General features: G+C 65.8%; 20 protein-coding genes and 1 other RNA gene. 6 read left to right on the top strand and 15 right to left on the bottom strand.

Annotated elements, in window-relative coordinates; genetic code table 11:
* Window positions 1–17: 17 nt before the first annotated feature.
* The 13 genes from murC to AC1DYU_RS00045 all read right to left on the bottom strand — a co-directional run bounded on the left by murC (window position 18) and on the right by AC1DYU_RS00045 (window position 15,113).
* The gene (gene murC, locus AC1DYU_RS00105) at window positions 18–1,424 is read right to left on the bottom strand and encodes a UDP-N-acetylmuramate--L-alanine ligase (protein WP_476789890.1); all 1,407 of its coding nucleotides are present in this window, start codon (window positions 1,422–1,424) and stop codon (window positions 18–20) included.
* An 88-nt stretch (window positions 1,425–1,512) separates the two neighbouring features.
* Entirely contained in the window at window positions 1,513–2,607 is a 1,095-nt protein-coding gene (gene murG, locus AC1DYU_RS00100) for an undecaprenyldiphospho-muramoylpentapeptide beta-N-acetylglucosaminyltransferase (protein WP_476789889.1), read from the bottom strand.
* 4 nt (window positions 2,608–2,611) lie between these two features.
* Window positions 2,612–3,745, bottom strand: a complete 1,134-nt coding sequence (locus tag AC1DYU_RS00095) for a peptidoglycan glycosyltransferase FtsW (RefSeq protein WP_158485942.1) — start codon at window positions 3,743–3,745, stop codon at window positions 2,612–2,614.
* Window positions 3,746–3,843: 98 nt separating this feature from the next.
* Entirely contained in the window at window positions 3,844–5,028 is a 1,185-nt protein-coding gene (locus AC1DYU_RS00090; RefSeq protein ID WP_476789888.1) for a MalY/PatB family protein, read from the bottom strand.
* A 132-nt stretch (window positions 5,029–5,160) separates the two neighbouring features.
* Window positions 5,161–6,591 (bottom strand): UDP-N-acetylmuramoyl-L-alanine--D-glutamate ligase, encoded by a 1,431-nt coding sequence (gene murD / locus AC1DYU_RS00085; RefSeq protein ID WP_476789887.1) that lies wholly within the window; start codon window positions 6,589–6,591, stop codon window positions 5,161–5,163.
* Window positions 6,592–6,593: 2 nt separating this feature from the next.
* Window positions 6,594–7,676 (bottom strand): phospho-N-acetylmuramoyl-pentapeptide-transferase, encoded by a 1,083-nt coding sequence (mraY, locus tag AC1DYU_RS00080; RefSeq protein ID WP_158485946.1) that lies wholly within the window; start codon window positions 7,674–7,676, stop codon window positions 6,594–6,596.
* A 20-nt stretch (window positions 7,677–7,696) separates the two neighbouring features.
* Window positions 7,697–9,121, bottom strand: coding sequence for a UDP-N-acetylmuramoylalanyl-D-glutamyl-2,6-diaminopimelate--D-alanyl-D-alanine ligase (locus tag AC1DYU_RS00075; RefSeq protein WP_476789886.1), 1,425 nt, complete (start codon window positions 9,119–9,121; stop codon window positions 7,697–7,699).
* Complete coding sequence (locus AC1DYU_RS00070; protein WP_476789885.1) at window positions 9,118–10,572, bottom strand: UDP-N-acetylmuramoyl-L-alanyl-D-glutamate--2,6-diaminopimelate ligase; 1,455 nt, start codon at window positions 10,570–10,572, stop codon at window positions 9,118–9,120. Before AC1DYU_RS00070 ends, AC1DYU_RS00075 begins: the two co-directional genes overlap by 4 nt.
* A gap of 37 nt (window positions 10,573–10,609) precedes the next feature.
* Window positions 10,610–12,388, bottom strand: coding sequence for a peptidoglycan D,D-transpeptidase FtsI family protein (locus AC1DYU_RS00065; protein ID WP_476789884.1), 1,779 nt, complete (start codon window positions 12,386–12,388; stop codon window positions 10,610–10,612).
* Entirely contained in the window at window positions 12,385–12,771 is a 387-nt protein-coding gene (ftsL, locus tag AC1DYU_RS00060; RefSeq protein ID WP_158485950.1) for a cell division protein FtsL, read from the bottom strand. Before ftsL ends, AC1DYU_RS00065 begins: the two co-directional genes overlap by 4 nt.
* Before the next feature lie 3 nt (window positions 12,772–12,774).
* A complete protein-coding gene (gene rsmH, locus AC1DYU_RS00055; RefSeq protein WP_476789883.1) occupies window positions 12,775–13,821 on the bottom strand; it encodes a 16S rRNA (cytosine(1402)-N(4))-methyltransferase RsmH in 1,047 nt (348 codons plus the stop codon).
* A complete protein-coding gene (locus tag AC1DYU_RS00050) occupies window positions 13,818–14,297 on the bottom strand; it encodes a division/cell wall cluster transcriptional repressor MraZ (protein WP_476789882.1) in 480 nt (159 codons plus the stop codon). Before AC1DYU_RS00050 ends, rsmH begins: the two co-directional genes overlap by 4 nt.
* A gap of 351 nt (window positions 14,298–14,648) precedes the next feature.
* On the bottom strand, window positions 14,649–15,113 hold the full coding sequence (locus AC1DYU_RS00045) for a MarR family winged helix-turn-helix transcriptional regulator (protein ID WP_476789881.1): 465 nt from the start codon (window positions 15,111–15,113) through the stop codon (window positions 14,649–14,651).
* Window positions 15,114–15,331: 218 nt separating this feature from the next.
* Between AC1DYU_RS00045 and AC1DYU_RS00040 the strand changes: the two genes are divergently transcribed.
* Window positions 15,332–15,754, top strand: coding sequence for an organic hydroperoxide resistance protein (locus AC1DYU_RS00040; protein ID WP_158485954.1), 423 nt, complete (start codon window positions 15,332–15,334; stop codon window positions 15,752–15,754).
* A gap of 157 nt (window positions 15,755–15,911) precedes the next feature.
* Here AC1DYU_RS00040 and rnpB read toward each other — a convergent pair.
* Both rnpB and AC1DYU_RS00030 read right to left on the bottom strand, forming a co-directional pair.
* Window positions 15,912–16,317, bottom strand: an RNA gene (gene rnpB / locus AC1DYU_RS00035) — RNase P RNA component class A.
* Between the two features lie 57 nt (window positions 16,318–16,374).
* Window positions 16,375–17,034 carry a transglycosylase SLT domain-containing protein gene (locus AC1DYU_RS00030; RefSeq protein ID WP_476789880.1) on the bottom strand — a complete coding sequence of 220 codons (660 nt, stop codon included), beginning with the start codon at window positions 17,032–17,034 and terminating at the stop codon, window positions 16,375–16,377.
* A gap of 345 nt (window positions 17,035–17,379) precedes the next feature.
* On the opposite strand from AC1DYU_RS00030, the gene AC1DYU_RS00025 reads away from it, so the two are divergent.
* From AC1DYU_RS00025 to AC1DYU_RS00005, 5 genes are all read left to right on the top strand, one after another.
* Window positions 17,380–18,129, top strand: a complete 750-nt coding sequence (locus AC1DYU_RS00025) for a TerB family tellurite resistance protein (protein ID WP_476789879.1) — start codon at window positions 17,380–17,382, stop codon at window positions 18,127–18,129.
* A 10-nt stretch (window positions 18,130–18,139) separates the two neighbouring features.
* Entirely contained in the window at window positions 18,140–18,940 is an 801-nt protein-coding gene (locus AC1DYU_RS00020; protein ID WP_476789878.1) for a peptidoglycan recognition protein family protein, read from the top strand.
* A 590-nt stretch (window positions 18,941–19,530) separates the two neighbouring features.
* Window positions 19,531–20,529: a hypothetical protein gene (locus AC1DYU_RS00015; protein ID WP_476789877.1), complete on the top strand. Its 999-nt coding sequence runs from the start codon at window positions 19,531–19,533 to the stop codon at window positions 20,527–20,529.
* A 327-nt stretch (window positions 20,530–20,856) separates the two neighbouring features.
* Window positions 20,857–21,522, top strand: coding sequence for a hypothetical protein (locus tag AC1DYU_RS00010; protein WP_476789876.1), 666 nt, complete (start codon window positions 20,857–20,859; stop codon window positions 21,520–21,522).
* Window positions 21,523–21,690: 168 nt separating this feature from the next.
* Window positions 21,691–23,337, top strand: a 1,647-nt coding sequence (locus AC1DYU_RS00005; protein WP_476789875.1) for a hypothetical protein, incomplete at its 3' end; no start/stop codon positions are given.

The raw sequence follows: 23,337 nt of genomic DNA, 5'->3' as shown, positions 1-23,337 counted from the left end.
GGATCAAGCGGTGAGGTTCAGCCCTTCAGCGCCGCGAGCTCGCCCGGCAGCGCATAAGCCCATTGCGTGATGTTGCCCGCCCCCAGGAACACCACATAATCTCCCGGTCCAGCGACCTCGGCGACCATGCCGGCGAGGCTTGCAGGCGCGTCCAGTGGCAGCGCGTGGCGATGGCCGCGTGCCTTGATGCCAGACACCAGCGAATCGCGGTCCGCGCCGGCGAGCGGCGCCTCGCCGGCCGCATAGGTGTCGGCCACGATCACCGTATCGGCATCGTTGAAGCAGGCGGCGAAATCATCGAACAAGCTGGCGAGCCGTGTATAGCGATGCGGCTGCACGATCGCGATGACCTTGCCCTTGGTCGAGGCCCGCGCCGCCTTGAGCACGGCTGCGATCTCGACCGGGTGGTGGCCGTAATCGTCGAAGATCAGTGCGCCGTTCCATTCGCCGGTCTTGGTGAAGCGGCGCTTCACCCCGCCGAAGCCGGCCAGCGCCGCCCGGATGCTTTCCACCGGGATACCAAGATCATAGGCCACCGCGATCGCAGCCGTGGCGTTGAGAGCGTTGTGGTGGCCGGGCATGGGCATGATCAGGTCGCGCACGACCTCGTCGCGGCCGCGCTTGCGGTCGCGGATCAGCAGCGTGAACTTGGCCTGCCCGCCCGAGAGGTCGATGTCGATCAGCCGGAAATCGGCCTGGGGGTTCTCGCCATAGGTGACGACGCGGCGATCCTCGATCTGCCCGACGAGCCCCTGCACGGTGGGATGGTCGATGCACATCACGGCAAAGCCGTAGAAGGGCAGGTTCTCGACGAAGGTCCGGAACGCCGCTTTAATCGCGTCAAACGTGCCGAAATGGTCGAGATGCTCGGGGTCGATATTGGTGACGATCGCGACGTCGGCCGGCAGCTTCAGGAAGGTGCCGTCCGATTCGTCGGCCTCGACCACCATCCAGTCGCTCTCGCCCATGCGGGCATTGGTGCCATAGGCGTTGATGATGCCGCCATTGATCACGGTCGGGTCGAGCCCGCCCTTTTCCAGCAGCGTCGCAACGAGCGAGGTCGTCGTGGTCTTGCCATGAGTGCCGGCGATGGCGACGCAGCTCTTCAGCCGCATCAGCTCAGCCAGCATCTCGGCCCGGCGCACCACCGGCAGGCGCTTTTCGCGGGCGGCGACGAGTTCGGGATTGTCGCGCTTGATCGCGGTCGAGACCACGACGACTTCCGCCTCGCCGAGATTCTCCGCCTTGTGGCCGACAAAGGTCTTGATGCCCTTCTCGGCGAGGCGCTTGACGTTGGCGCCGTCGGCGGCGTCCGAGCCCTGCACCTTGTAGCCGAGATTGTGCAGCACCTCGGCGATGCCGGACATGCCGATGCCGCCGATGCCGACGAAATGGATGGAGCCGAGTTCGACCGGCAGCTTCATGGTTCGGGGATCCTTGGTGGGCCTAGGGCGCTTTCAAGCGAAGCGGGGCAACCGGTTCGCGTGAAGAAACGCGTGACGACAAAATGCTCTAGAAGCCGGCGACCTCGATGACGAGGCGGGCGAGTCGGTCGGCGGCATCGGGAATCCCGGCGCTCTTGGCGCTCTCGGCCATGACCGTCAAGTGCGCCGGCTGCTTGAGCAGCTCGGAGAGTTGGCTGGCGAGCCGGCGCGGCGTGAACTCCGGCTGCAGGATGCGGACGGCGCCGCCGGCATTTTCGAGCACGGCCGCATTGGCGGCCTGGTCCTGGTCGAGCGCCCCCGGCAGCGGCACCAGGATCGACGGCCGGCCGATCACGGTCAGCTCCGCGATGGTCGAGGCCCCCGAGCGTCCGATGACGAGATGCGCCTTGGCCATCCTGGCCGGCAAATCCTTGAAGAACGGCGCGATCTCGGATTTCACGCCGAGCTGCGCGTAGATGCCGCTGACCCGGTCGAAATCCTCGGTCCGCGCCTGCTGCGTGATGAAGAGCCGGGTTCGCTCCTGCGGGGTCAGAAGCTGGATCGCCGGCGGCACGATGTCGGCCATGATGCGCGCGCCCTGGCTGCCGCCGAACACCAGCAGACGGAAGGTCCCCTCGCCCGGCCAGCCATAGGGCGATGCCGCCGCGACAACGGCCGGGCGCACCGGATTGCCGACATGGCTGCATTTGGCGCTGGCTGTCGGCGACAGGCCGCCAACCTCGGAAAAGCCGGTCCCGATCGCATCGACCCAGCGGGACAGAAAACGGTTCGCCCGTCCGACGACGGCATTCTGCTCATGGATCATCGTCTTGACGCCGGCGAGCGCGGCGCCGAGGACCGGCGGAACGGTCGGATAACCGCCGAAGCCGACGAGCAAGGCAGGCTTGGTCTCCTTCACCGCGTGCCGCGCTGCCCACACGCCCTTGGCCAGTTCGAACGCCACCTTGGCCTGACCGGACATCGACCGCCCCGACGGCGTCGCCGACGGCACCGGGATCACCGCATCGGCTGGAAAATCGCCGGCGAACTCGGCACCGCGCGGATCGGTCATCAGCACCACCCGGATGCCCTGCGCCCGCAGCACATGGCTCAACGCCTCGGCGGGAAACAGATGGCCGCCGGTGCCTCCGGCCGCGAGCATGACGAGCTTGCCCTGTGCCATGGCGTCAGGTCCTGAAGCGGCCGAAATCGACGGCGCGCGGCCGCTTGCGGGTCAGGGCGAGCAGGAAGCCGGTGCCGATGGCGAGCGAGATCAAAGACGAGCCGCCATAGGAGATGAAGGGCAGCGTCATGCCCTTGGCCGGCATCATGTGCAGGTTGACCATCATGTTGATCGCGGCCTGGATGCCGAACAGCAATGCGAGACCCGTGACGGCGAGCCGGATGAACGGGTCCTCGGCCTTCTGCGCCACCGCGAGCGAACGCAACACGATCAGCGCAAACAGCATCACGAGCAGGATGCAGACGACGATGCCGAACTCCTCGGCCGTGACGGCGAAGATGAAGTCGGTATGGGCGTCGGGCAGGATGCGCTTGACGGTGCCCTCGCCGGGCCCCTTACCCAACCAACCACCCTGGGCGAAGCTTTCCAGCGCCGTGTCGATCTGGAAGGTGTCTCCCGAGCCCTTGTCCATGAAGCGCTCGATGCGGGCGCGCACATGCGGCACGAGCTGATAGGCGATCAGGATGCCGAAGGCCCCTGCGCCGCCCAGCCCCAGCACCCAGAACCAGTGCAGCCCGGCGACGAAGAACAGGCCGGCCCAGACCAGCGTAACCAGCATGGTCTGGCCGAAATCGGGCTGCAGCACGAGCGGCGCGATCGTCGCCGGCAGCAACAGCAAGGCAAGCCATGTGCCCGGCAGGTCGGGACGCCGTCCGCCTTCGGCGAAAGCCCAGGCGGCCAGCACGACGAAGGCCGGCTTGATGAATTCGGAAGGCTGGACCGAGCCGAGCGGGCCCAGCGTCAGCCAGCGCCGCGCGCCTTTCACTTCGATGCCGAGATACAGCGTCGCCACCACCATGGCGAGCGAGACGGTGAAGATCAGCAGCGCCGACCGGCGAACCTGGCGCGGCGTCATGAAGGAGACGCCGATAAAGATCGTCATCGCGATGACGAGATAGGCCGCCTGCCGGTTGACGAAGTGGAAGGTCGAGAGCCCGAGCCGCTCCGCCACCGGCGGACCGCCCGCCATCAGCAGCACGACGCCCGACACCATCAGCGCCACCAGGCCGCTCAGGATGACGCGGTCGATCGACCACCACCAGCGGCCGCTGAGAGAGGGTTCGGCGCGCGAGACCATGCTTGGCTTCCCTTCAGGCGCGGCGCGAGAGATGCGCCATCGTGACGAATCACTCTGTCAATGAAGGGTTAACGGAATGATTCCGAAGCGCGCGATCGCTATTGCAGATCGGCGAAGGCCTGCTTCAGCCGCGCCACCGATTCCGCCACGACCGCACGCGGCGTCGCGAGGTTGAAGCGCAGGAACGTACCGCCCCCGGCGCCGAAACTCGGACCATGATTGGCTGCGATCAGCGCCTGCTTTTCGACGCGGGCGGTGAATTCGGCCGGCGCCATGCCGGTCCCGGCGAAATCGATCCAGGCGAGATAGGTCGCCTCGAGCGCCATCGGGTGAAGGCCCGGAATTGTAGCGAGACCCTCCTCGAAAAGCCGCCGGTTGCCGTCGAGATAGGCGACCAGCGCATCGACCCAGGCCGCGCCGTCGGGGCTGTAGGCCGCCGTCGCCATGACCATGCCGAAGGTGTTGGGCGAGACGCCCTGCGCATTGATACTGGCCTGGAAGCGGGCCCGCAACGCCGTGTCGGGGATGATGACATTGCCGACATGGCAACCGGCGATGTTGAAGGTCTTGGTGGTGGCGGTCATCATCACCAGCCGGTCTTGGATCTCCGGCGCTGCAAGCGCCATGACCGTATGCTTGTGGCCGGGCATGACCAGGTCGTGGTGGATCTCGTCCGAGACCAGGATCAGGTCGTGGCGCGTGCAGAACGCCGCGATCTCGCGCAACTCGTCGCCGGTCCAGACACGGCCACCGGGATTATGGGGCGAGCACAGCACCAGCATCCGCTCACTGCCGGTCATCTGCGCATCCCAGCCGGCGGTGTCGAGGACGTAGCGGCCATCCTCGATCGCGAGTTCGCACTCGACCACACGTCGGCCGGCCGCCGCGATGACGCGGGCGAAGGCATGATAGACCGGCGTCATCAGGACGACGCCGTCACCGGGCTTGGTGTAGGCGTCGACGCAAAGCGCGGTGCCGTTGACGAGCCCGTTCGTGGTGAAGATCGCGGCGGCCTCGACCTCCCAACCATGGCGGTTCTTCATCCACCAGCGGATGGCGTCGTGATTGGCCCTAATATCGCCGAAATAGCCGTAGAGGCCATGCGCCACCATGCCTTCAGCCGCTGCCTGCACGCAGGCCGGCGGCCGGAAGTCCATGTCGGCCACCCACATCGCGATGCCGCTGGAGGCCGGCACGCCATAGATCGGCTCCATCATGTCCCATTTGGCCGAATGGGTGCCACGGCGGTCGATCTGCTCGTCGAAATTCGGGGCGGTGCTCATCCTGGTCCTCACTCGGTCGGCGCCCGAACGAGCCGGGTCACCCTGCAGCCATGTCGTGTTTGACGCTCGAGGGCCAGCGACAGGGCGAATGGCCGCCATACCTCCGCGGCCTGCCGGACCAGGCGCGGGTCACTACTTCGCCCCAAACGCCTCGAAACCCGGCAGCGCCGCCACCAGCGCCCTGAACGCTTCGCCGCGTACCTCGAAATTCGGATACTGGTCGAAGGAGGCGCAGGCCGGCGAGAGCAGCACGGCGATCTCGCCCTCACCCGCTTTGGCGAGCGCATCGCGCGTCGCAGCGGCCACCGCCATGTCCAGCGTGCCGCTGCGCTCGTAAGTGACGCGGCCGTCATCGTCGAAGGTCGCGGCGAAGAGATCGCTCGCGGCGCCAATCAGATAGGCCTTGGCGATGTTGGGGAAATAGCGCCGTAGGGACTCGATGCCGCCGTCCTTGGCCTTGCCGCCGAGGATCCAGAAGATGTCGCGGAAGGAGGTCAGCGCCTTCTCGGTCGAATCCGCATTGGTCGCCTTGGAATCGTTGATGAAGACAACCCGGCCGATCCGGCCGATCTCCTCCATGCGGTGGGCAAGGCCGGGATAGCTCCGAAAGCCGGCCGCGATCTCGTCTGCACTCAGGCCCAGCGCGAAGCAGGCGGCGAAGGCGGCCGCCGCGTTCTGCGCATTGTGCGAGCCGCGCAAGCTGCCGATGCCGGAGATATTGGCGACGATGCGCGGCTTGCCGTCCAGCACCTGGACGATCCGTGTTTCCAGCGTGCCGGCATTGGCGGTGACGCCTGCGAAGACGCCATCGTCGAGCGGCTGCTCGCCGCTGATCTTGACCAGCTTTCGCCCGGAGGCGGCGCGCCGCCGCGCCATCTGCTTGGAGGCCTCGTCATCGACGCCGATCACCGCGACATCGGCGCTGGCGACGAGGCGCTCCTTGATCGCACCATAGGCCTCGAAGGTGCCATGCCGGTCGAGATGGTCCGGCGTCAGGTTCATCTGGATACCGACCGTAGGCTCCATCGAAGGCGCGAGATCGATCTGGTAGCTCGAACATTCGATGACGTGGATGCGCCCCTCGGCCGGCGGCTCCAGCGCCAGCACGGCCGTGCCGATATTGCCGCCCATCTGCACGTCGCGACCCGCAGAGCGCAGCACATGGGCGATCAGCGCCGTCGTCGTCGATTTGCCGTTGGTGCCGGTGATGCAGACCACGGCGGCGGCGGGCGCGATCGTCGCCCGCTCGCGGAAGAACAGCTCGATATCGCCGATGACCTCGATGCCGGCGGCCTTCGCCTTCACCACCGTCCAATGCGGCACCGGATGGGTCAGCGGCACGCCCGGCGCCAAGATGAGGCTGTGGAAGCCCGACCAGTCGGCGCCCATGAGATCGACAACCGGAATGCTCTGCGCCGCAGCCTTGTCGCGGCTGGCCTGGCTGTCATCCCAGGCGGCCACGTCGGCACCGCCGGCCTGCAGCGCGCGCGCCGTGGCAAGCCCCGAACCGCCGAGCCCGAACAGCGCGACGCGCGTTCCCTTGAAACAGGTAACCGGAGTCATGATCAGCGCAGCTTCAGGGTCGACAGGCCGATCAGCGCCAGCACGACGGAAATGATCCAGAACCGGATCACGACCTGCGGCTCGGTCCAACCCAGCTTCTCGAAATGGTGGTGGATCGGCGCCATCAAAAACACGCGCTTGCCGGTCCGCTTGTAGACGAAGACCTGGATGATCACCGAGAGCGCCTCGATCACGAAGAGCCCGCCGACGATGGCCAGAACGATCTCGTGCTTGGTCGCCACCGCGACGACGCCGAGCAGGCCGCCCAGGCCCAGCGAGCCGGTATCGCCCATGAAGATCTGGGCCGGTGGCGCGTTGAACCAGAGGAAGCCGATGCCGGCGCCGATCACCGCGCCGCAGACCACGGAGAGCTCGCCCGCGCCCGGCACATGGTGGATCTGGAGATAGTTGGCGAAGATCGCGTTGCCGGTCAGGTAGGCGATGAAGCCGAAGGTCGCCGCCGCGATCATCACCGGCACGATCGCGAGACCGTCGAGACCATCGGTGAGGTTCACCGCATTGCCGGCACCCACGACGACGAAGGCCGTCACCAGCGGGAACGCGATGCCGAGCGGGATCACCAGCTCCTTGAGGAAGGGCATGGCAAAGCCGGAAGCGATGCCCGGCGGCCCGAGCTGCATCACGATCCAGCAGGCAACGAGCGCGATCACCATCTCCAAGCCGAGCCGGGCTTTGCCTGAGAAGCCCTTGTGGGACTGCTTCGTCACCTTCAGGAAGTCGTCATAGAAGCCGATCGCGCCATAGCTCACCGTCACGCCCAGCACGACCCAGACATAGGGGTTGCGCAGATTGCCCCAGAGCAGAGTCGCGACCAGCAATCCGCCGAGAATCATCAGCCCGCCCATGGTCGGCGTGCCGCGCTTGGCGAGGTGGGTTTCCGGCCCATCCGTGCGGATCGGCTGGCCCTTGCCCTGCTTCAGCCGCAGCCAGGAGATCGCCGCCGGCCCGAAGAAGAACACGACCAGCAGCGCGGTCGCGGTCGCACCACCGGCGCGGAAGGTGATGTAGCGGAACACGTTCAGGATCGGGAACGTGCCGGAAAAATCGGCGAGCCAGACGAGCATCTGATTTTACGTCTCTTGTTCTAGTCTTGCGCCGGCACGGCGGGAAAGCGCGCCACGATCGCCTTGACAATCGGCCCCATGCGCGTGCCCAGCGAACCCTTGACCGTGACGACGTCACCGGCCCGGATCGCATCCAGCACGAGGGGTTCGAGCCCGCTCGCCTGCGCGGCATAAGCCCCCCGCAGGGTCGATGGCAAGCCGTCATAGAGTCCGCGCATCAGCGGCCCGCAGGCAAAAACCGTATCGACGCCATTGGCGATGATCGCTTCAGTGAGACCCTTGTGCAGCTCCGGTCCTGTCGGTCCAAGCTCCAGCATGTCGCCGAGCACGGCGATCCGGCGACCCCGGCCCGCGACCGGAATCCGGCCCAGATTCTCGATCGCCGCCCGCATCGAGGCCGGATTGCCGTTATAGCTTTCGTCAATCAGGGTGAAGGTGCCGCCCGGCGCTTCGAGCCTCTGCTGCGCCCCGCGCCCCGCCGGGGGCTTGAGGTCGCCCAGAGCCAGCGCAGCCAGCGCGAGATCGGCGCCAAGCGCGGTCACGGCGGCGAGCACGGCCAGCGAATTCAGCACGATATGCTTGCCCGGGCTGCCGAGCCGATAGGTCACGGGCTGGCCCATCACCATGGCATCGACGGTCGAGACATCGGATTTGAGCGCACAGGAGATCAGCCGGACATCGGCACCGGGGCTTTCACCGAAGCGGATCACGCGGCCGGCCGGTCCCGATCTGGCGATCCGTTCGAGCAGATCGGCCTGCGGGATATCAGCGTTGACGATCGCCGTGCCGCCCGGTTCGAGCTCCCAGAAGACGCCAGCCTTTTCCTCGGCGATACCTTCCAGCGACTCGAATGCCGCCAGATGCACCGGCTGGATCGTCGTGATGATCGCGACCTGCGGACGGACCAGCCTCGCCAGTGGCAGGATTTCGCCGGGATGGTTCATCCCGATCTCGTAGACCCCGTATGCGATGTCGCTGGGAGTCCGACATAAAGTCAGCGGCACGCCCCAATGGTTGTTGTAGGAGGCGACGGGCGCATGGGTCTTGCCCTGCCGCGACAGCACCAGCCGCAGCGCGTCCTTGGTGCCGGTCTTGCCGACCGAACCGGTGACGGCGACCACACCCGCCTTGAGCTCGGCACGTCGCGCGCTGCCAGCCTGCTCCATGGCCTTGAGCACGTCGGGCACCACCGCGAGCGCGCCCTTGCCGGCGAATTGCGCCGCATGCGCCTCATCGACGACGGCGAGCGCCGCGCCCTTCTCCAGGGCGCCCGCCACGAAATCATGCCCGTTGCGGGCCTCGCCGGTGATCGCGAAGAAGGCGTCGCCGGGCTCCAATGTGCGGGTGTCGATCGAGACGCCGGTGACGGCCGCGGGCACAGCCCCCTCGACCCGCGCGCTCATGGCCGCGACCAGATCGTCTCCGCTCCAGAGGGGCGCGCTCATCCTGCGATCTCCGCAATAGCTGTCCGCACCACGTCCTGGTCGGAAAAAGGATAGGTTCGGTCGCCGATGATCTGGCCGGTTTCATGGCCCTTTCCGGCCACGACCAGAACATCGCCGGTTCCAAGCATGCGCACAGCCGCCCTGATCGCCTCGGCGCGGTCGCCGATTTCGCGCAGCTTCGGCGAGGCAGCCAGCACCTGAGCCCGGATCGCGGCCGGGTCCTCGCTGCGCGGGTTGTCGTCGGTGACGATGGCGATGTCAGCCTTCTGCGCCGCGATCGCGCCCATCAGCGGGCGCTTGCCGGTGTCGCGGTCGCCGCCGCAGCCGAAGACGCAGATCAGCCGCCCCGAGGCATAGCCCCGTAGCGTCGAGAGCACGGCGGACAGCGCATCGGGCTTGTGGGCGTAATCGACCACGACAAGCCCGCCACGAGCCTCGCCAACGCGTTCCAGTCGGCCAACGACGCCGGTCAGCCCGGAGATCGCCCGCAGAGCCGCGACCGGTTCGTCCCCGGTCGCCATCGCGAGCGCGGCAGCCACCAGCGCATTGCCCGCCATGAAATCACCGACCAGCGGCAACGACACGGCAAGCTCGCGCCCCTCCACCGCCAACGTCAGCCGCTGCGAGAACCCCTCGCGCACACTCTCGACGAGCCTGACCGTCTCGCCCTTGCGGCCGATGCCGATCAGCGGATGCCCCGCCGCGGTCGCCGCCTGCGCGGCTTCCTCCGCATAAGGCTCGTCGCGGTTGATCACGACCGGCGCGCCCTTTGGCAGCAGCGCCCAGAGCCGCATCTTGGCGGCGAGATAGTCTGCGACGGTCAGATGGTAGTCGAGGTGGTCGCGACCCAGATTGAGGAACGCACCGGCCTTCAGCCTGACTCCGTCGAGCCGACGCTGGTCGAGGCCGTGCGAGGAGGCCTCCATCGCCAGATGCGTCACGCCGTCGCCTGCCAGCCTGTCGAGCGAGGCGTGCAACGAGAGCGGGTCCGGCGTCGTCAGCGAGCCGTAATCGGCACCCTTCGAGGTCACGACGCCGATCGTGCCGAGGCTGGCGGCCTCATGCCCGAGCGCCTGGAAGATCTGGCGGGTGAAATCGGCGACCGAGGATTTGCCGCTCGTGCCGGTGACCGCGACGATCGTGCCGGGCTGGCGCGGATGCACCACGGCCGCGGCCAGCGACAAGGCAAGCCGCGGGTCCCCGACCTGAGCGAAGGCCACGGAGCCATCGAGGTCGGCCGGCCGCGCCTGACCCGAGACGACCGCAACGGCGCCCTTTGCGACCGCGTCCGCGATGAAGCGCGCGCCATCGGCCTTGGCGCCAGCCAGCGCGACGAAGACCTGACCGGGCTGGACCTTGCGGCTGTCGAAGGCGACGCCGGAGACCACCTGCGATGCGTCGGTGGCGAAGGCCCCTGGAAATAGGCGGCCGAGGCTCAGGGGCTGTGTCATCGTCGCTCGTATCGTGCCGGCGTACTGGCGGCAAGCCTCAGCGCGTGCCCCAGGCCCCGAGTCGCGCCATCAGCGGGAAGGGCGCAACCGGTGGCTCGAAGCGCGGCGGCAGGCCAAGGATCGGCGCCGTGCGCTCGATCACCCTGCCCGTGGTGATGCCGGCATTCCAGGCGGCCGTCGAATAGCCGCCGCTCTCGGCATAGCCCTTCGGCTCGTCATACATCACCAGGAACAGGTATTTTGGCTTGTCGGAGGGCGCGATCGCCGTGAAGGTCGTGAAGTTCTTGTTCTTGGCATAGCGGCCGTTGATGACCTTTTCGGCGGTGCCGGTCTTGCCGCCGACGAAGTAGCCTTCGACATTGGCTTTGCGGGCCGAGCCCTTCTCGCCATTGAGACGCATGATGTAGCGCATCGCCTCGGAGGTCTCGGGTTTGATCACGCGGACGCCGCCCTTCTTGGCCTCGTCCTCGGAGCGCTTCAGGAAGGTCGGCGTGATCAGCGTGCCGCCATTGACCAGCGCCGCCACCGCCGCCATCGCCTGGATCGGCGCGACCGCGAGGCCGTGGCCGAAGGCGATCGTCGCCGTGTTGATCTCGCCCCAGCGTCCCGGCACGATCGGAGCCGCGCTCTCGGGCAGCTCAGTCGGCATCCGATCGAGCTGCATCATCTTGCGCAGGAAGGCCTTGTGGCCCTCGACGCCGACCGACAGCGCCATCTTGATCGAGCCCATGTTCGACGAATGCAGGAAGACCTCCGGCACCGTCAGCGTGCGGCCGGTGCCATGGTATTCCTTGATGACCTGCCGGCCGAAATGCATCGCGCCGCCGGCGGTCGAGTAGCTCGAATTGATGTTGGCCTTGCCCGAATCCAGCGCCATCGCGACGGTCAGCGCCTTGAAGGTCGAGCCCATCTCGTAGACGCCGACGCTCATCCGGTTGATGCGGTCCTTCTCGAGCGCGTCGACAGGATTGCCGGGATCGAAATCCGGGAGCGAGACCAGCGCGATCATCTCGCCGGTGTTGACGTCCATGATCGCGCCGGCCGCCGCGATCGCCTTGTATTTCTCCATGCCTTTCGACAATTCGTCGCGCAGCGCATGCTGGACGCGCAGGTCGACCGACAAAGCCATCGGCTTCAGATCGGAAGCCTGGGTCGCGAGCCCCGCCCCGTTCAGGTCCTGGAGCCCTTGCGAGTCGATGTATTTTTCAATGCCGGCGATGCCGACATTGTCGACATTGGCGAACCCCAGCACATGCGCCGCGGCCGTGCCGTTGGGATAGACGCGCTTGTTCTCCGGCACGAAGCCGACACCGGGGATGCCGAGACGATGGACCTCGACCTGCTGGCGCGGCGTGATCTCGCGCTTGACCCAGACGAAGCCCTTCTTGGTGTTGAGCTTGTCACGCAGATCCTTGGCGTCGAGTTCGGGCAGGACGGCGGTGAGCAGTTCCGTCGCCTCGTCCTTGTCGACGATCTTGCGCGGCTCGGCGAAGACCGAGACGGTGCGGATGTCGGTGGCGAGCACGTCGCCATTGCGGTCGACGATGTCGGGCCGTGCCGCCGAGATCGCGGTCGTGGTGGCGCGGCGCAGACCGACCTGCTCGTTGGGCAACGCCCCCAGCATGACGAGGCGGCCGGTGATGGCCAGGAAGAGCGCCGAGAAGCCGAGGATCACCAGGCCGACGCGCGGCTGGCTCTTCTCGCCGCTCATCCGGAAGACGTCGCGCAGCATCGAGAAGCGGCGGGCGGGAGCGGGTTCGCCTTCGGGGCCGCCAGCCTGGGCTGTTGCCTCGCTCCGGGTCTTTGCTTCGCTCATGGACGGCCTCCCGGCGTGGTGGCGCTAGCCTTGCGATCCTTCGGGGTCTCGGTCGGCATGCCGAGCCCGAGGTCTTCGAGCTTGCGGCCGATCGCATCGACCTTCGGCCCGCGATTGGGAATGTCGGAGGCGCGCACGACCTGCGTCACCGAGAAGGCTTGCAGGTCGAGATGGCGGTCGGCCAAGGCCTGCAGCCGGTCGGGGCGGTTGAGATACTGCCATTCGGCCTTCAGCACGGCGATGGCGTCGCGCTCGCGTTGGGCCTTCATCCGGATCTTCTGGAGCTGCTCGGCCTCGAGCGTGGTCTCGTATTTGATCCCGTAGGCATAGAAGGCCGATGAGACCAGCGCGCCGATGGCGATGACATGGAGCAGCTTGATCATGCTCTAGGTCCTCCGGCGAGGCTGCGGCGCAGGAATGCCGGCAAGCGCGACGAGATCGGGCTCAGGCTCCCGAGCCGGCGCGGCGTTGCGCTCGGCTGCCCTGAGCTTCGCCGACCGCGCCCGCGAGTTGATCCGCATCTCGGCCTCGGACGCCGCGACCGGCCCACGACTGACCAGGCTGAAGGTCGGCCGCGCCACGTCGACCACGGGCGCATGGCGCGAGCCGGCCGGCGCACGCCCGGAACGCTCGGTCAGGAACTGCTTGACGATCCGGTCTTCCAGCGAATGGAAGGTCACGACGACGAGCCGTCCGCCCGGCGCCAGCACGGCCTCGGCCGCATGCAGCGCCGAAACCAGTTCGCCAAGTTCGTCATTGACCGCGATACGCAGCGCCTGGAACACCCGCGTTGCCGCATGCGGACCGCCGGGCTCCGCCCAGACGATGCTGGCGACAAGATCGGCGAGTTGCTTGGTCGTCGTCAGCGGGGCCTTGCGGCGGGCCTCGACGACGGCGCGGGCCACGGCGCGCGAGCGCCGCTCCTCGCCGTAATGATAGAAGATATTGGCGAGCAGCCCCTCCTCCGCCTCATTGACGAGGTCGGCGGCGCTCTGGCCCGTGCTGCTCATCCGCATGTCGAGCGGGCCGTCGAAGCGGAACGAGAACCCGCGCTCCGCCTGGTCGATCTGCATCGAGGAGACGCCGATATCGAGCACGACGCCGTCGAGCGGCGCCATCCCGACGCGCTCGGCCTCTTCCGCCAGTTCGCCGAAGCGCGCCTGCGACAGCGTCAGGCGGCCGGCCATCGCCGCGACGAGGTCGGCACCGCCGGCGATCGCCGTCGGGTCGCGATCGAGCGCGAGCAAAGTGGCGTCCGGTGCGGCTTCGAGAATGGCACGTGCATAGCCGCCTGCCCCGAAGGTGCCGTCGAGATAGTGCCCACCGGCCTTGGGCGCGAGCGCCGTCAGAACCTCGGCCAGAAGCACGGGCACATGCAGCCCGGGTGCAGGATGGCCCGGGCCGGCCGCGGCCGTGTCGTCGCGGCTCGTCATGCGCCCGCGACTCCGCCCGGCGAGAGAGCTTGCGAACTGAGCGCACGCTTCACGTCGCGCAGCTTCGCCTTCGCCGCATCGAGATGCGCCTGGAACCGCTGCGGCTCCCAGATCTGGAACTTGTGGCCGTGCCCGACGAAGGTCACCGTATCGACGATCCCCGTATGAGCCTTGAGCGCCTCGCTCAGCATGATGCGCCCTTCCGGATCGATTTTCAGCACCTCCGAGGTGCCGTTCAGCGCGGTCGACAACGATTCCCACTCCTCCGAGAAGGGCGAGAAGCGCGCGAGGATGTCGTCGATGGTTTTGCGCAGCGCATGGCCGCCGGCATCGAAGGCGGCGAGATCGAGCGCCGGGTGGACGTAGAGACCCTCGTAGCCGTCCTTCGCCAAGACGGCGCGGAAGCTCGAGGGTATCGAGACCCGCCCCTTGGCATCCAGCCGGTTGGTGAAATTCGAGACGAAGCGGTCCGTCAACGCCGCCCCCCGGCCTGTTCTCGACGCACGAGCCTCGCCGCGGAACTGGCGAGGCCGAAGCCTCCCGTCGAAGCAGGCAAAGCGAGAGGGTCGACCGGAATCCGCGCGGCACACGGACCCTGATCTGACTGTCGCCTGCCGGCTTCGACGGGATGATTTGGGATAGCATGGGTCTTTATGGGCGTCAATGGAATCGAGCGTGAGAAGGCATGGCTCCGGGAGCCTCGAAGCATCACAGCCCGTTAAGGTTAAGTATCCGTAACCGCGCAGGATTTCCTGCCGGACCGGCATGCGAACTCCCTCGCGAGGCCGCTGGCGGCGGCAGCGCAGCACTAAAGTTTTTTCGCGCGGTCAGTCCTGGTCGGCGGCTTTAAGCAGCGCATCGCGAAGGCGCTTGAGATCGCCGAGCAAACGCCCATCGGGATGCACGGCATCGCCGATGGCCCGGCCCATCGTCATGGGCACGCAGCCGCCCTTCTCGCGCAGCGCCTCGCCTGCCTCCGTCAGATGCAGCAGGACCTGCCGCTCATCCTCGCGGCTGCGCTCGCGCCGGATCAGGCCGGCGACCTCCAGCCGCTTCAGCAGCGGCGTCAGCGTGCCGGAATCCAACGAGAGCCGTTCGCCCAGAGCCTTGACCGTCACGCCATCGCCATCCCAGAGCGCCAGCATGACCAGATATTGCGGATAGGTCAGGCCGAGTTCGGCCAGGGCCGACCGGTACATCCGGGTGAAGGCATGGCCGGCCTGATAGACGGCGAAGCAAAGCTGTTCCTCCAACCTCGCCGTGCGCCGTTCGGGAACCTTCGTCTCTGTCATGGCTTCCCTGTTCGGTTGCAGACGCCGCGGACCAGCCTAGCCGATGCCGGCCAAGTCCGCCCTCGCGATCAACTGGACGTGATCGACGTCGATTTGATCGTTGACAATTCAATTGTGCACGATCTAAATCACTCACGCAAGCTCGCTGATCGTCGCTCCCGCCGTCAAGGGCGGGCAAGCCCGGTCCCCAGACCGATCCCAAGCCAAGGAGAGACCCGATGAAGATCCTCTACACCGCTCACGGCTCCGCCACCGGCGGCCGCGAAGGCAAGGCCGCGACCGACACCGGCAACATCAGCGTCGTGCTCAACACGCCCAAGGAACTGGGCGGCGGCGGTGGCGACGGCACCAATCCCGAGCAGCTCTTCTCGATGGGCTATTCGGCCTGTTTCCTCGGCGCGCTGAAGTTCGTCGCCGGCAAGGAGAAGGTGAAGATTCCCGATGACGCCAAGGTCAGCGCCGATGTCGGCATCGGCCCGCGCGACGATGGCGGCGGCTTCGGCCTCGAGGTCAAGCTCACGATCTCGGTTCCGGGCGTCGACAAGGCCGTCGTCGAGGACCTCGTCCAGAAGGCCCACATCGTCTGCCCGTATTCCAACGCGACGAGGGGCAATATCCCGGTCGACCTGCAGGTCGCCTGATCGCCGCTTAAGCCGAACAGTACGCTTTCGGGTTGCGCTGCGGGCAGTTCGCTCGGGCGAGCCGGATGGAGTGATGTGTGAGAACCGGAGCGGAGCGGACTTTCGTCCGTGAGCACCGGAAGCGCAGCACGTCGCTTCAGCCGGCCGCCCGAGTAGAACTGCCAGTCGGCCTGTAAGCCGGGTTCTGGATGGCTGCAGGATTGCTCCCGCAACGTGACGGCCATTCCTCTGGGACGCGCATTGCTGCGTGCCTCGAGCAACCAACCCGGACGACAAGGCCCAGAAACAGGCCCCTCCCCGCTTGCGCGGAAAGCATCGTCCCTATTCGGTTTTGCTCCCGGTGGGGCTTGCCATGCCGTCCCCGTTGCCGGGTCCGCGGTGCGCTCTTACCGCACCTTTTCACCCTTACCTGCGGAAGGAAGCCGAAACTTTCGGCCGCAGGCGGTTCGATCTCTGTGGCGCTTTCCCTGGGGTCGCCCCCGCCGGACGTTATCCGGCACCGTGTTTCCGTGGAGCCCGGACTTTCCTCCCTCGCGAACGAGAGCGGCCGTCCGGCCGACTGGCGGGAGGGCTAGTGCGCGTTCGCGGCGCCAGCGTCAAGGCCGCGGCCAAAAGACCGTTCAGCTATGCGCCGTGATCGTACGGACCTTGGCGCAATAGGTCCGGTTGGCGCCGCTCATGCGCTCGGCCATGTGACCGCTCTGATATTTCATGATGGTCCGGCAGGTGTCGCCACCGGCAGCCCGGTAGGCCATCGCCAGATACTTCATGGCATAGCGCGCGTTCGTCTCCGCATCGAGCAGGCCGCCAGCCCCGCCGGAATAGCCCATGCCGCGTGCGGTCTGGTGGCGGATCTGCATCAGCCCGTAGTTGCCGGCATTGGAGGCGCGGGGGTTGTAGCGGCTCTCCACCCGCACGATGGCGTCGGCCAGCGAGAACGGCACGCCGTTTGCGGCGGCATGACGCGCGACCAGCGCCTTGAGACCGTCCGATCCGGCCGGCGCCGCGAGCGCCTTCGAGCCTCCCGCGAGCCGGCCGGCTTTTCCGGCTGCGGCGGCGGCCTTCGATTCGCTGTTTGCCTGCACCGTTTCCCCGGTCTTGCCGGAGCCGCGGCCGGCCTCGGCCTCCGCCTTCTCGCGGCGCAGTTCTCCCTCTCTCACGGCGAAGGCACGCGCGTCGCTTTCGTCATTCACCACGGACTGCGCCGAAGCTTGCATCGGCTGGAGAGCCGCGAGGCAAATCGCGAAAGCGGCGGCAGCGCCGCTGGAGATATACCGCATGATCGACTGACCCTTCCGTCATGGACATCGCTGAAGGGCGCAGTCTAGTGATCAGTAAATGTGACGAGAATCTGTCACAACGATCGGGAATTCGATCGAGAATTATTACATGGCCGCGGCTATACGATAACTTGCTTGCAAGTATTCAACCTGTAATGCGCGAATCACCGCACGAGGCCGAGCCGACGATCTGCGGTATTGACGCCGGCTTACGACTTTCGCCCCATTGAGGCCGCAATTGCCCCCGCAAACGCATAAAGCGGATGGCAGCGGCCGCGCCGGGCTGTCCGGGCCTGTCGTTGGCCGCTATCGTGCAGCAGCACAGGACCGGGAGACGCCTGAATCATGGTTTCGTCATTCTGGGGTGTGCTGGGCGGTGGCGGTCTGGGTCTCGCGCTCGGCGGCCCGCTCGGCGCGCTCGTCGGCGCGCTCGCCGGCCATATCCTGGTCGACCGCGAAGGTGCACCGTTCGGCCCCGCTCCGCGCGAGCTGGTCTTCACCACCGGGCTCGTCGCGCTCGCCGCCAAGATGGCGCGGTCGGACGGCGTCGTGACGCGCGACGAGGTCGCCGCTTTCAACCGCATCGTCACGGTGCCGCCGGAGCAGCGCCAGCGCATCGAGATGCTGTTCGACCTCGCCAAGCAGACCAGCGCCGGTTTCGAGGCCTATGCCGGCCAGCTCACTGATGCCTTCCGCGACGAGCCTGCCCTGCTCGAGGACGTGCTGGACGGGCTCTTCCTGATCGCCGCCGCCGATGGCGCGATCCACCAGGATGAGCACGCCTATCTGCGCGAGGTGGCGGCGATCTTCGGCACCTCGGACGCCGATTTCGCCCGCATCGAATCCCGCCATGTCCGCCGGCCCGACGATCCCTATCTCGTGCTCGGCGCAACCCGCGAGATGAGCGACGGCGACCTCAAGCGGCACTACCGCCAGCTTGTGGCGCAGACCCACCCCGACCGCGAGATCGCGCGCGGCCTGCCGCAGGAGGCGGTGGCGATCGCAACGCGCCGGCTCGCCGCGATCAACGCCGCCTGGGACCGGATCGAGCGCGAACGCGGGCTGTCGGCACGGCTGGCGAACGAGCCCGCATGAGCGTGCCCGCATGAGCCTCGCGACCGCGCCCGACAGCCGCTTCGCGGCGAAGATCTTCCCCTCCCCCAATCACGGCGAGCGCAAAAGCGGTGCTGCCGAAAGCGAAGGCGCACCCGGCCGGCGGCCGGACATGCTGATCCTGCACTACACCGGCATGCCGGATGCCGGCGAAGCGCTGCAATGGCTCTGCAATCCGGTGTCGCAGGTCTCGTCGCATTATTTCGTCTTCGAGAACGGCCACACGCTCCAGCTCGTGCCGGAAGGCCGCCGCGCCTGGCATGCCGGTACCTCGCATTGGGCCGGCGAGAGCGACATCAACTCCTGCTCGATCGGCATCGAGATCGCCAATCCCGGCCATCCCGGCGGCCTGCCCGATTTCCCCCCCGAGCAGATCGCAGCGGCGCTCAACCTCTGCCGCGACATCTGCGAGCGCTGGGCCATTCCCCCTGAGCGCGTGCTCGCCCATTCCGACATCGCCCCTGGCCGCAAGATCGACCCCGGCGAAAAATTTCCCTGGCGGCATTTTGCCGAAGGCGGCGTCGGCCTCTGGAGCGAACCGCCCCCGATCCGCGGCGGCCGCTTCTTCGCGCGCGGCGACTCAGGCCAGCCGGTCGAGGCGCTGCAGGCGATGTTCGCGATGCTCGGCTACGGCGTCGCGGTCGACGGCCTCTACGACGAGAAGCTGGAGGCCGTGGTCTCCGCCTTCCAGCGCCACTGGCGCCAGGACAAGGTCGACGGCGTCGCCGACGCCTCGACCATCACAACCCTGCGGGATTTGCTGGCGGCGACGCAGGGGGCAAGGACGGGTTGACTAGGAACGATACCTAGAGCGTGCTCAGGTTGATATCCGCTAGCGACCCGAAGCGGACCTAGCTCGATTTCTATCATGACTACGGCACGAGCGTTCTGGGGACGTAAACCTGCCCCAGCTGCCGATAACCAACCTCTACCGCAACAATACAGAAAATGCCGAATACCACGGCCAAGAAGATGGCTGTTGCAGACTAGGCCTATATCGTCGCTGCATAGGTCGTGTGTAGGGGGCGTCCTAAGTCGTTGGCGTCACGCATCGCTCTTGCGACTCTGGGACCTCCGTCCTGACTGCGTCAGCAGCGGTCCTACCGGACTAACGATTTTTTACGGCAGTGCGATAGGAGTAGTCATATCCATTCAGGCTGATGGCTGTTGGCAAGCGATTAGACCTCCGTAGAGTAAGGGTGACAGACTGTAGGAAAATTGCTAGAAACGCATGCAGAAAAATAGATCAGCTCGACCGCTTGGCATCGACCAAATGCAATAAATGGGGCAGAATAATTCTATCGATACTTATCCCGCTCGGAGTGGATTTTATAACAAATATGGCCTGATCGCTTCAGTAATAAAAAATGAAGGGAGGTCAATATGAGCGATATAGCTGAGGCTCGAAAGAAACTTGATAGCGCCCTATTCTATGCGCAAAGCAAATGGGAATCACAAGTATCTTATATCGTAGAAGCCTACTATAAGGCATACAACAATCAAAAATTGACGCTTGAGCAAGTCGAACAACTCAAAAACACTCCTTCGAGTTATGCCGAATTTCTAGTTCCTATAGTCCTACCGGCTTTGCTTGGAGGATTTGCGGGGGCAATGGTTGCAGCGTCTGCCAAGGGCGTGATCGACGCAACCGTAGGCGCAGTCAAAGTGGGAGCCACCATAGCGGCTGAAACGACAAAAACGGTCGTCGCCGATACCTATAAGGCAGAGGTAAAGCTTGTTTACGAAAGCCTGATCGAAACGAGCGGGTTCAAACCGACCAGCACGCAGCCGGGCGAGTTTGCGGAACAAGCGAAGCGGAAAATCAGCCTCTTCGTGGCCGCAGCGGCAGACGCTCTCAACGATTCATACCGAAACGATCAACAAAAAACAGGAAAAAAGCCGAGCTATTTTGATGTCGTAATGGGTTTATATAATAGTCCGTTCATCTGGAACGCGCCGCGCGTCGATGAAATGTGGACAGTCGATGAACTTGCGCCTGTTTTAGAACTATTTCTATGGGCCGATTGGTCGAGACATCGTGACGTGCCATGGTGGACGGTGAGGATAATGACACTAACATCATCCATGACCGATGTCAGTCGAGAGGGGCAGGTTGCATATGCAAATTATATCGAAGCGAGTAAATCGGTCAAAATGCTAAATCCCATTCTAGAACGGATGGATAAATGTAAAGTGAATCGGGCTTACGTAACGCAGGGAATTTTTTTCGAGAATGGATATCGCTTTCTCAACCCACTTTGGATAAAGAATCTTGGAAATCATTATAAAAACAGTCTGCTAGCGGATTTGATCAACGGCCTTGATCCCAAGAAAAAAGGCTTTTCGATTGAGAAGAGGCCTCATACATATAAATTGATGTAGCTTTTATTTATTTTCGAGATCTGCATTTCTGCTTATGTCCTCATGATCTTATTCCGATAACATCTCTTATAGAACAGGTGGCGCTGGCCGATGAAATGGCGACTAAGCCATCGCCCTGGCTAGGGGCCCGATCCCGGTTGGTCCGCTATCGACCCATTGCAGCCTTTGCCATGGAACCTAACGTGGCTCCCTCCAGGCCTGGGGATTGCAATGGTTGACAGTACGCATCCCTTTGACACGACGCATCTGGCCCGGATCGAGCCCCATGAACGCCTTGTCGTTCTCGCTCGCACCTTGCAGGCGCATAGCTCCGGGTCGGAAACGGCGTTGAAGGACGCCGCGGTCAACTGGGCGCGATACGGCGAAACGTGTCTCGGGCAAGCGCTCTATCGCCATCGCTCGGTGTTTCAGAATGCTTCGGACGCGCCCGTCTGGAGTCATCTCGAGCTGAGCTATTTCCGCCATATCGTTCCTGCCGACGCCATCCATGATCTCGTCGTCAGGCAGCAGCCGGCCGACATCCAGTTGCTGCGAGCCGAGATCCTTTTGACGACCCCCTCGGCCTTCGTGATGCCGCGCGCTTGGACAGGCTCGGCCGATCGCCCCGAACGGCAGGTGTCGCTGGAATATATCGACGTGCGTCCGGCGTGCCTGGACGAATACCGTGAGATCATGCGGAGCTATATCGGTCCTGCGGCCGCAAGACTCGTGGCGGCCGACAGGATCGGCACCTTCAGGACGATGGAGACGGCGGCGGTGATCTACCGCGACCCGGCGCTGACGATCGACTGGAACCAGATCCATCTCTGCGAGGTGGAAGCCGACGGCTTCAAAGGGTTTGGCCAGGCATTCGATGCGGTGCTCCGCGAGATATCTCCCGATGGCGGCTTTGCGGGTGTTTTCGCCGGCCTCGACCGCATGCGCACCATCCCGAGATGGACGTTCAACGATCCCGTGGCGGTCGCAGACGCTGCGCTCGGGCAGCTCGGGTAGCGCGACGGCTTCATTGTTGACGGATGCCTCGGGCTTCCAACCCCTAATCGCCTCGCACCAACCTCTCCGCCACATTGCGGTAAGTTAACTCGCTGTTCGCCGCCGATTCTGGCATGATCCAAGGGCTGGACGCAGGTTGGATATCCTGCGCGACGATGGGGACGCACCTTGCGCAAGTGGCTGATCGGATCGGGACTGGCGGTGCTGGCTGTGGCGGCCGGCTACTGGACGCTGCGCCCCGCCGGCGGCTCGGCGAATGAGGCGGCCTATCGCACCACGGCGGTCGATCGGGGCCAGATCACGGCCGCCGTGCGCGCAACCGGCACGCTGACGCCGATGACGACCGTGCTGGTCGGCTCGCAGCTCTCGGGCCAGATCGTCGAGATCTTGGCCGACTACAATTCGCAGGTGAAGGCCGGCCAGATCGTTGCGCGGCTCAACAGCGACCAGATCAGGACGCGCCGCGACGCCGCCCAGGCCGATGTCGCCCAGGCCAGGGCCGATCTACTGGTCAAGCGCGCCCAGCTCGACCGGGCCCGCTCGACAAGGCTCAAGGCCAACTCCACCGTCAAGGATCTCGAAGCCCAGCGCGACCGCACGGCCGCTCAGCTCGCCGACGCCAGGCGCACCTTCGAGCGCCAGAACGAGCTCTTCAACCGCAACACCGGCTCGCAGCAGGCCCTCGACACGGCGCGCACGCAGGTCGAGGTCCAGGTCGCGACGCTGGCCTCCAGCGAGGCGCAGATCGCCTCGGCCAAGGCCGAACTCAACGGGCTCGACGCCGATATCCTTTTGGCCGAGGGGCAGGTCCAGTCCGGCGAGGCGCTGATCTCGCAGCGCGACGCCAAGCTCAAGGACATCCTGATCGACCTCGAGCGCACCGATATCCGCTCGCCGGTCGATGGCGTCGTCGTGCAGCGTCAGGTCGATCTCGGCCAGACGGTCGCGGCGTCGCTCTCGACGCCGACGCTGTTCCAGATCGCGCAGGACCTGCGCACCATCGACATCTACGCCAATGTCGACGAGGCCGATGTCGGCCGGCTGAAGCGCGGCCAGCCCGTCACCTTCACGGTCAACGCCTATCCGAGCCGCACCTTCGAGGGCCGCGTCGAGATGGTCCGGCTCGGCGCGCAGACGATCCAGAACGTCGTCACCTATACCGGCGTCATCCGCGTCGCCAACGCCGACATGGCGCTGCTGCCCGGCATGACCGCCAATCTCCAGGTCGTCACCGAGGACCGCCGCGACGTGCTGCGCATCCCCAACGCGGCGCTGCGCTTCCGCCCGGCCGGAACCGCAGTGGCGACTGCGCCCGTGGTTGCGCGCGGCGGCGGTGAGGATCAGGGTGCCGGCCCAGGAGCCGGCGGCCGTGGCGGGGCGCAGGGCGCGGCGCTGCGCGAGCGCATCGAGACCGAATTGCAGCCGACACCGGAGCAGAAGCAGGCGATCGCCGCCGTGATGCAGGAGCGCCGCACGGGCGGCCGCGAAGCCATGGCGGGCCTCTCCGACGAGGAGCGCCGCGCCGCCTTCCGCAAGGCCCGCACCGAGATGGTGACGAAGGTCGGAGCCGTGCTCGATCCGGAGCGCAAGGCGAAGTTCGAGGCCATGATGCAGGAGGGCCGGCCAGGCCGCGCCGCGCCCCAGCAGGGCATGCCGGGCCGGGTCTATGTGCTCGGCGAGGACGGCCAGGCCAAACCCGTGCCGGTGATGCTCGGGCCGACGGACGGCGCCTATACCGAACTGGTCTCCGGCGACCTCAAGGACGCGCAAGCCGTCATCATCGGCGGCGGCCCGCGCGCAGCCGCAGCGCCCGCG

The organism is Allobosea sp. P2_B12, from assembly GCF_056404835.1.
This window is presented reverse-complemented; position numbering and strand designations above follow the sequence as displayed.

What these genes read in the sequence shown, in the direction of transcription:
- AC1DYU_RS00045 (WP_476789881.1), bottom strand. Translation starts at nt 15,113, where the DNA reads ATGACAGAGACGAAGGTTCCCGAACGGCGCACGGCGAGGTTGGAGGAA.
- ftsL (WP_158485950.1), bottom strand. Translation starts at nt 12,771, where the DNA reads ATGATCAAGCTGCTCCATGTCATCGCCATCGGCGCGCTGGTCTCATCG.
- AC1DYU_RS00020 (WP_476789878.1), top strand. Translation starts at nt 18,140, where the DNA reads ATGAGCCTCGCGACCGCGCCCGACAGCCGCTTCGCGGCGAAGATCTTC.
- AC1DYU_RS00070 (WP_476789885.1), bottom strand. Translation starts at nt 10,572, where the DNA reads ATGACACAGCCCCTGAGCCTCGGCCGCCTATTTCCAGGGGCCTTCGCC.
- AC1DYU_RS00025 (WP_476789879.1), top strand. Translation starts at nt 17,380, where the DNA reads ATGGTTTCGTCATTCTGGGGTGTGCTGGGCGGTGGCGGTCTGGGTCTC.
- AC1DYU_RS00040 (WP_158485954.1), top strand. Translation starts at nt 15,332, where the DNA reads ATGAAGATCCTCTACACCGCTCACGGCTCCGCCACCGGCGGCCGCGAA.
- AC1DYU_RS00030 (WP_476789880.1), bottom strand. Translation starts at nt 17,034, where the DNA reads ATGCGGTATATCTCCAGCGGCGCTGCCGCCGCTTTCGCGATTTGCCTC.
- murC (WP_476789890.1), bottom strand. Translation starts at nt 1,424, where the DNA reads ATGAAGCTGCCGGTCGAACTCGGCTCCATCCATTTCGTCGGCATCGGC.
- AC1DYU_RS00065 (WP_476789884.1), bottom strand. Translation starts at nt 12,388, where the DNA reads ATGAGCGAAGCAAAGACCCGGAGCGAGGCAACAGCCCAGGCTGGCGGC.
- murG (WP_476789889.1), bottom strand. Translation starts at nt 2,607, where the DNA reads ATGGCACAGGGCAAGCTCGTCATGCTCGCGGCCGGAGGCACCGGCGGC.
- murD (WP_476789887.1), bottom strand. Translation starts at nt 6,591, where the DNA reads ATGACTCCGGTTACCTGTTTCAAGGGAACGCGCGTCGCGCTGTTCGGG.
- rsmH (WP_476789883.1), bottom strand. Translation starts at nt 13,821, where the DNA reads ATGACGAGCCGCGACGACACGGCCGCGGCCGGCCCGGGCCATCCTGCA.
- AC1DYU_RS00015 (WP_476789877.1), top strand. Translation starts at nt 19,531, where the DNA reads ATGAGCGATATAGCTGAGGCTCGAAAGAAACTTGATAGCGCCCTATTC.
- AC1DYU_RS00075 (WP_476789886.1), bottom strand. Translation starts at nt 9,121, where the DNA reads ATGAGCGCGCCCCTCTGGAGCGGAGACGATCTGGTCGCGGCCATGAGC.
- mraY (WP_158485946.1), bottom strand. Translation starts at nt 7,676, where the DNA reads ATGCTCGTCTGGCTCGCCGATTTTTCCGGCACGTTCCCGATCCTGAAC.
- AC1DYU_RS00090 (WP_476789888.1), bottom strand. Translation starts at nt 5,028, where the DNA reads ATGAGCACCGCCCCGAATTTCGACGAGCAGATCGACCGCCGTGGCACC.
- AC1DYU_RS00095 (WP_158485942.1), bottom strand. Translation starts at nt 3,745, where the DNA reads ATGGTCTCGCGCGCCGAACCCTCTCTCAGCGGCCGCTGGTGGTGGTCG.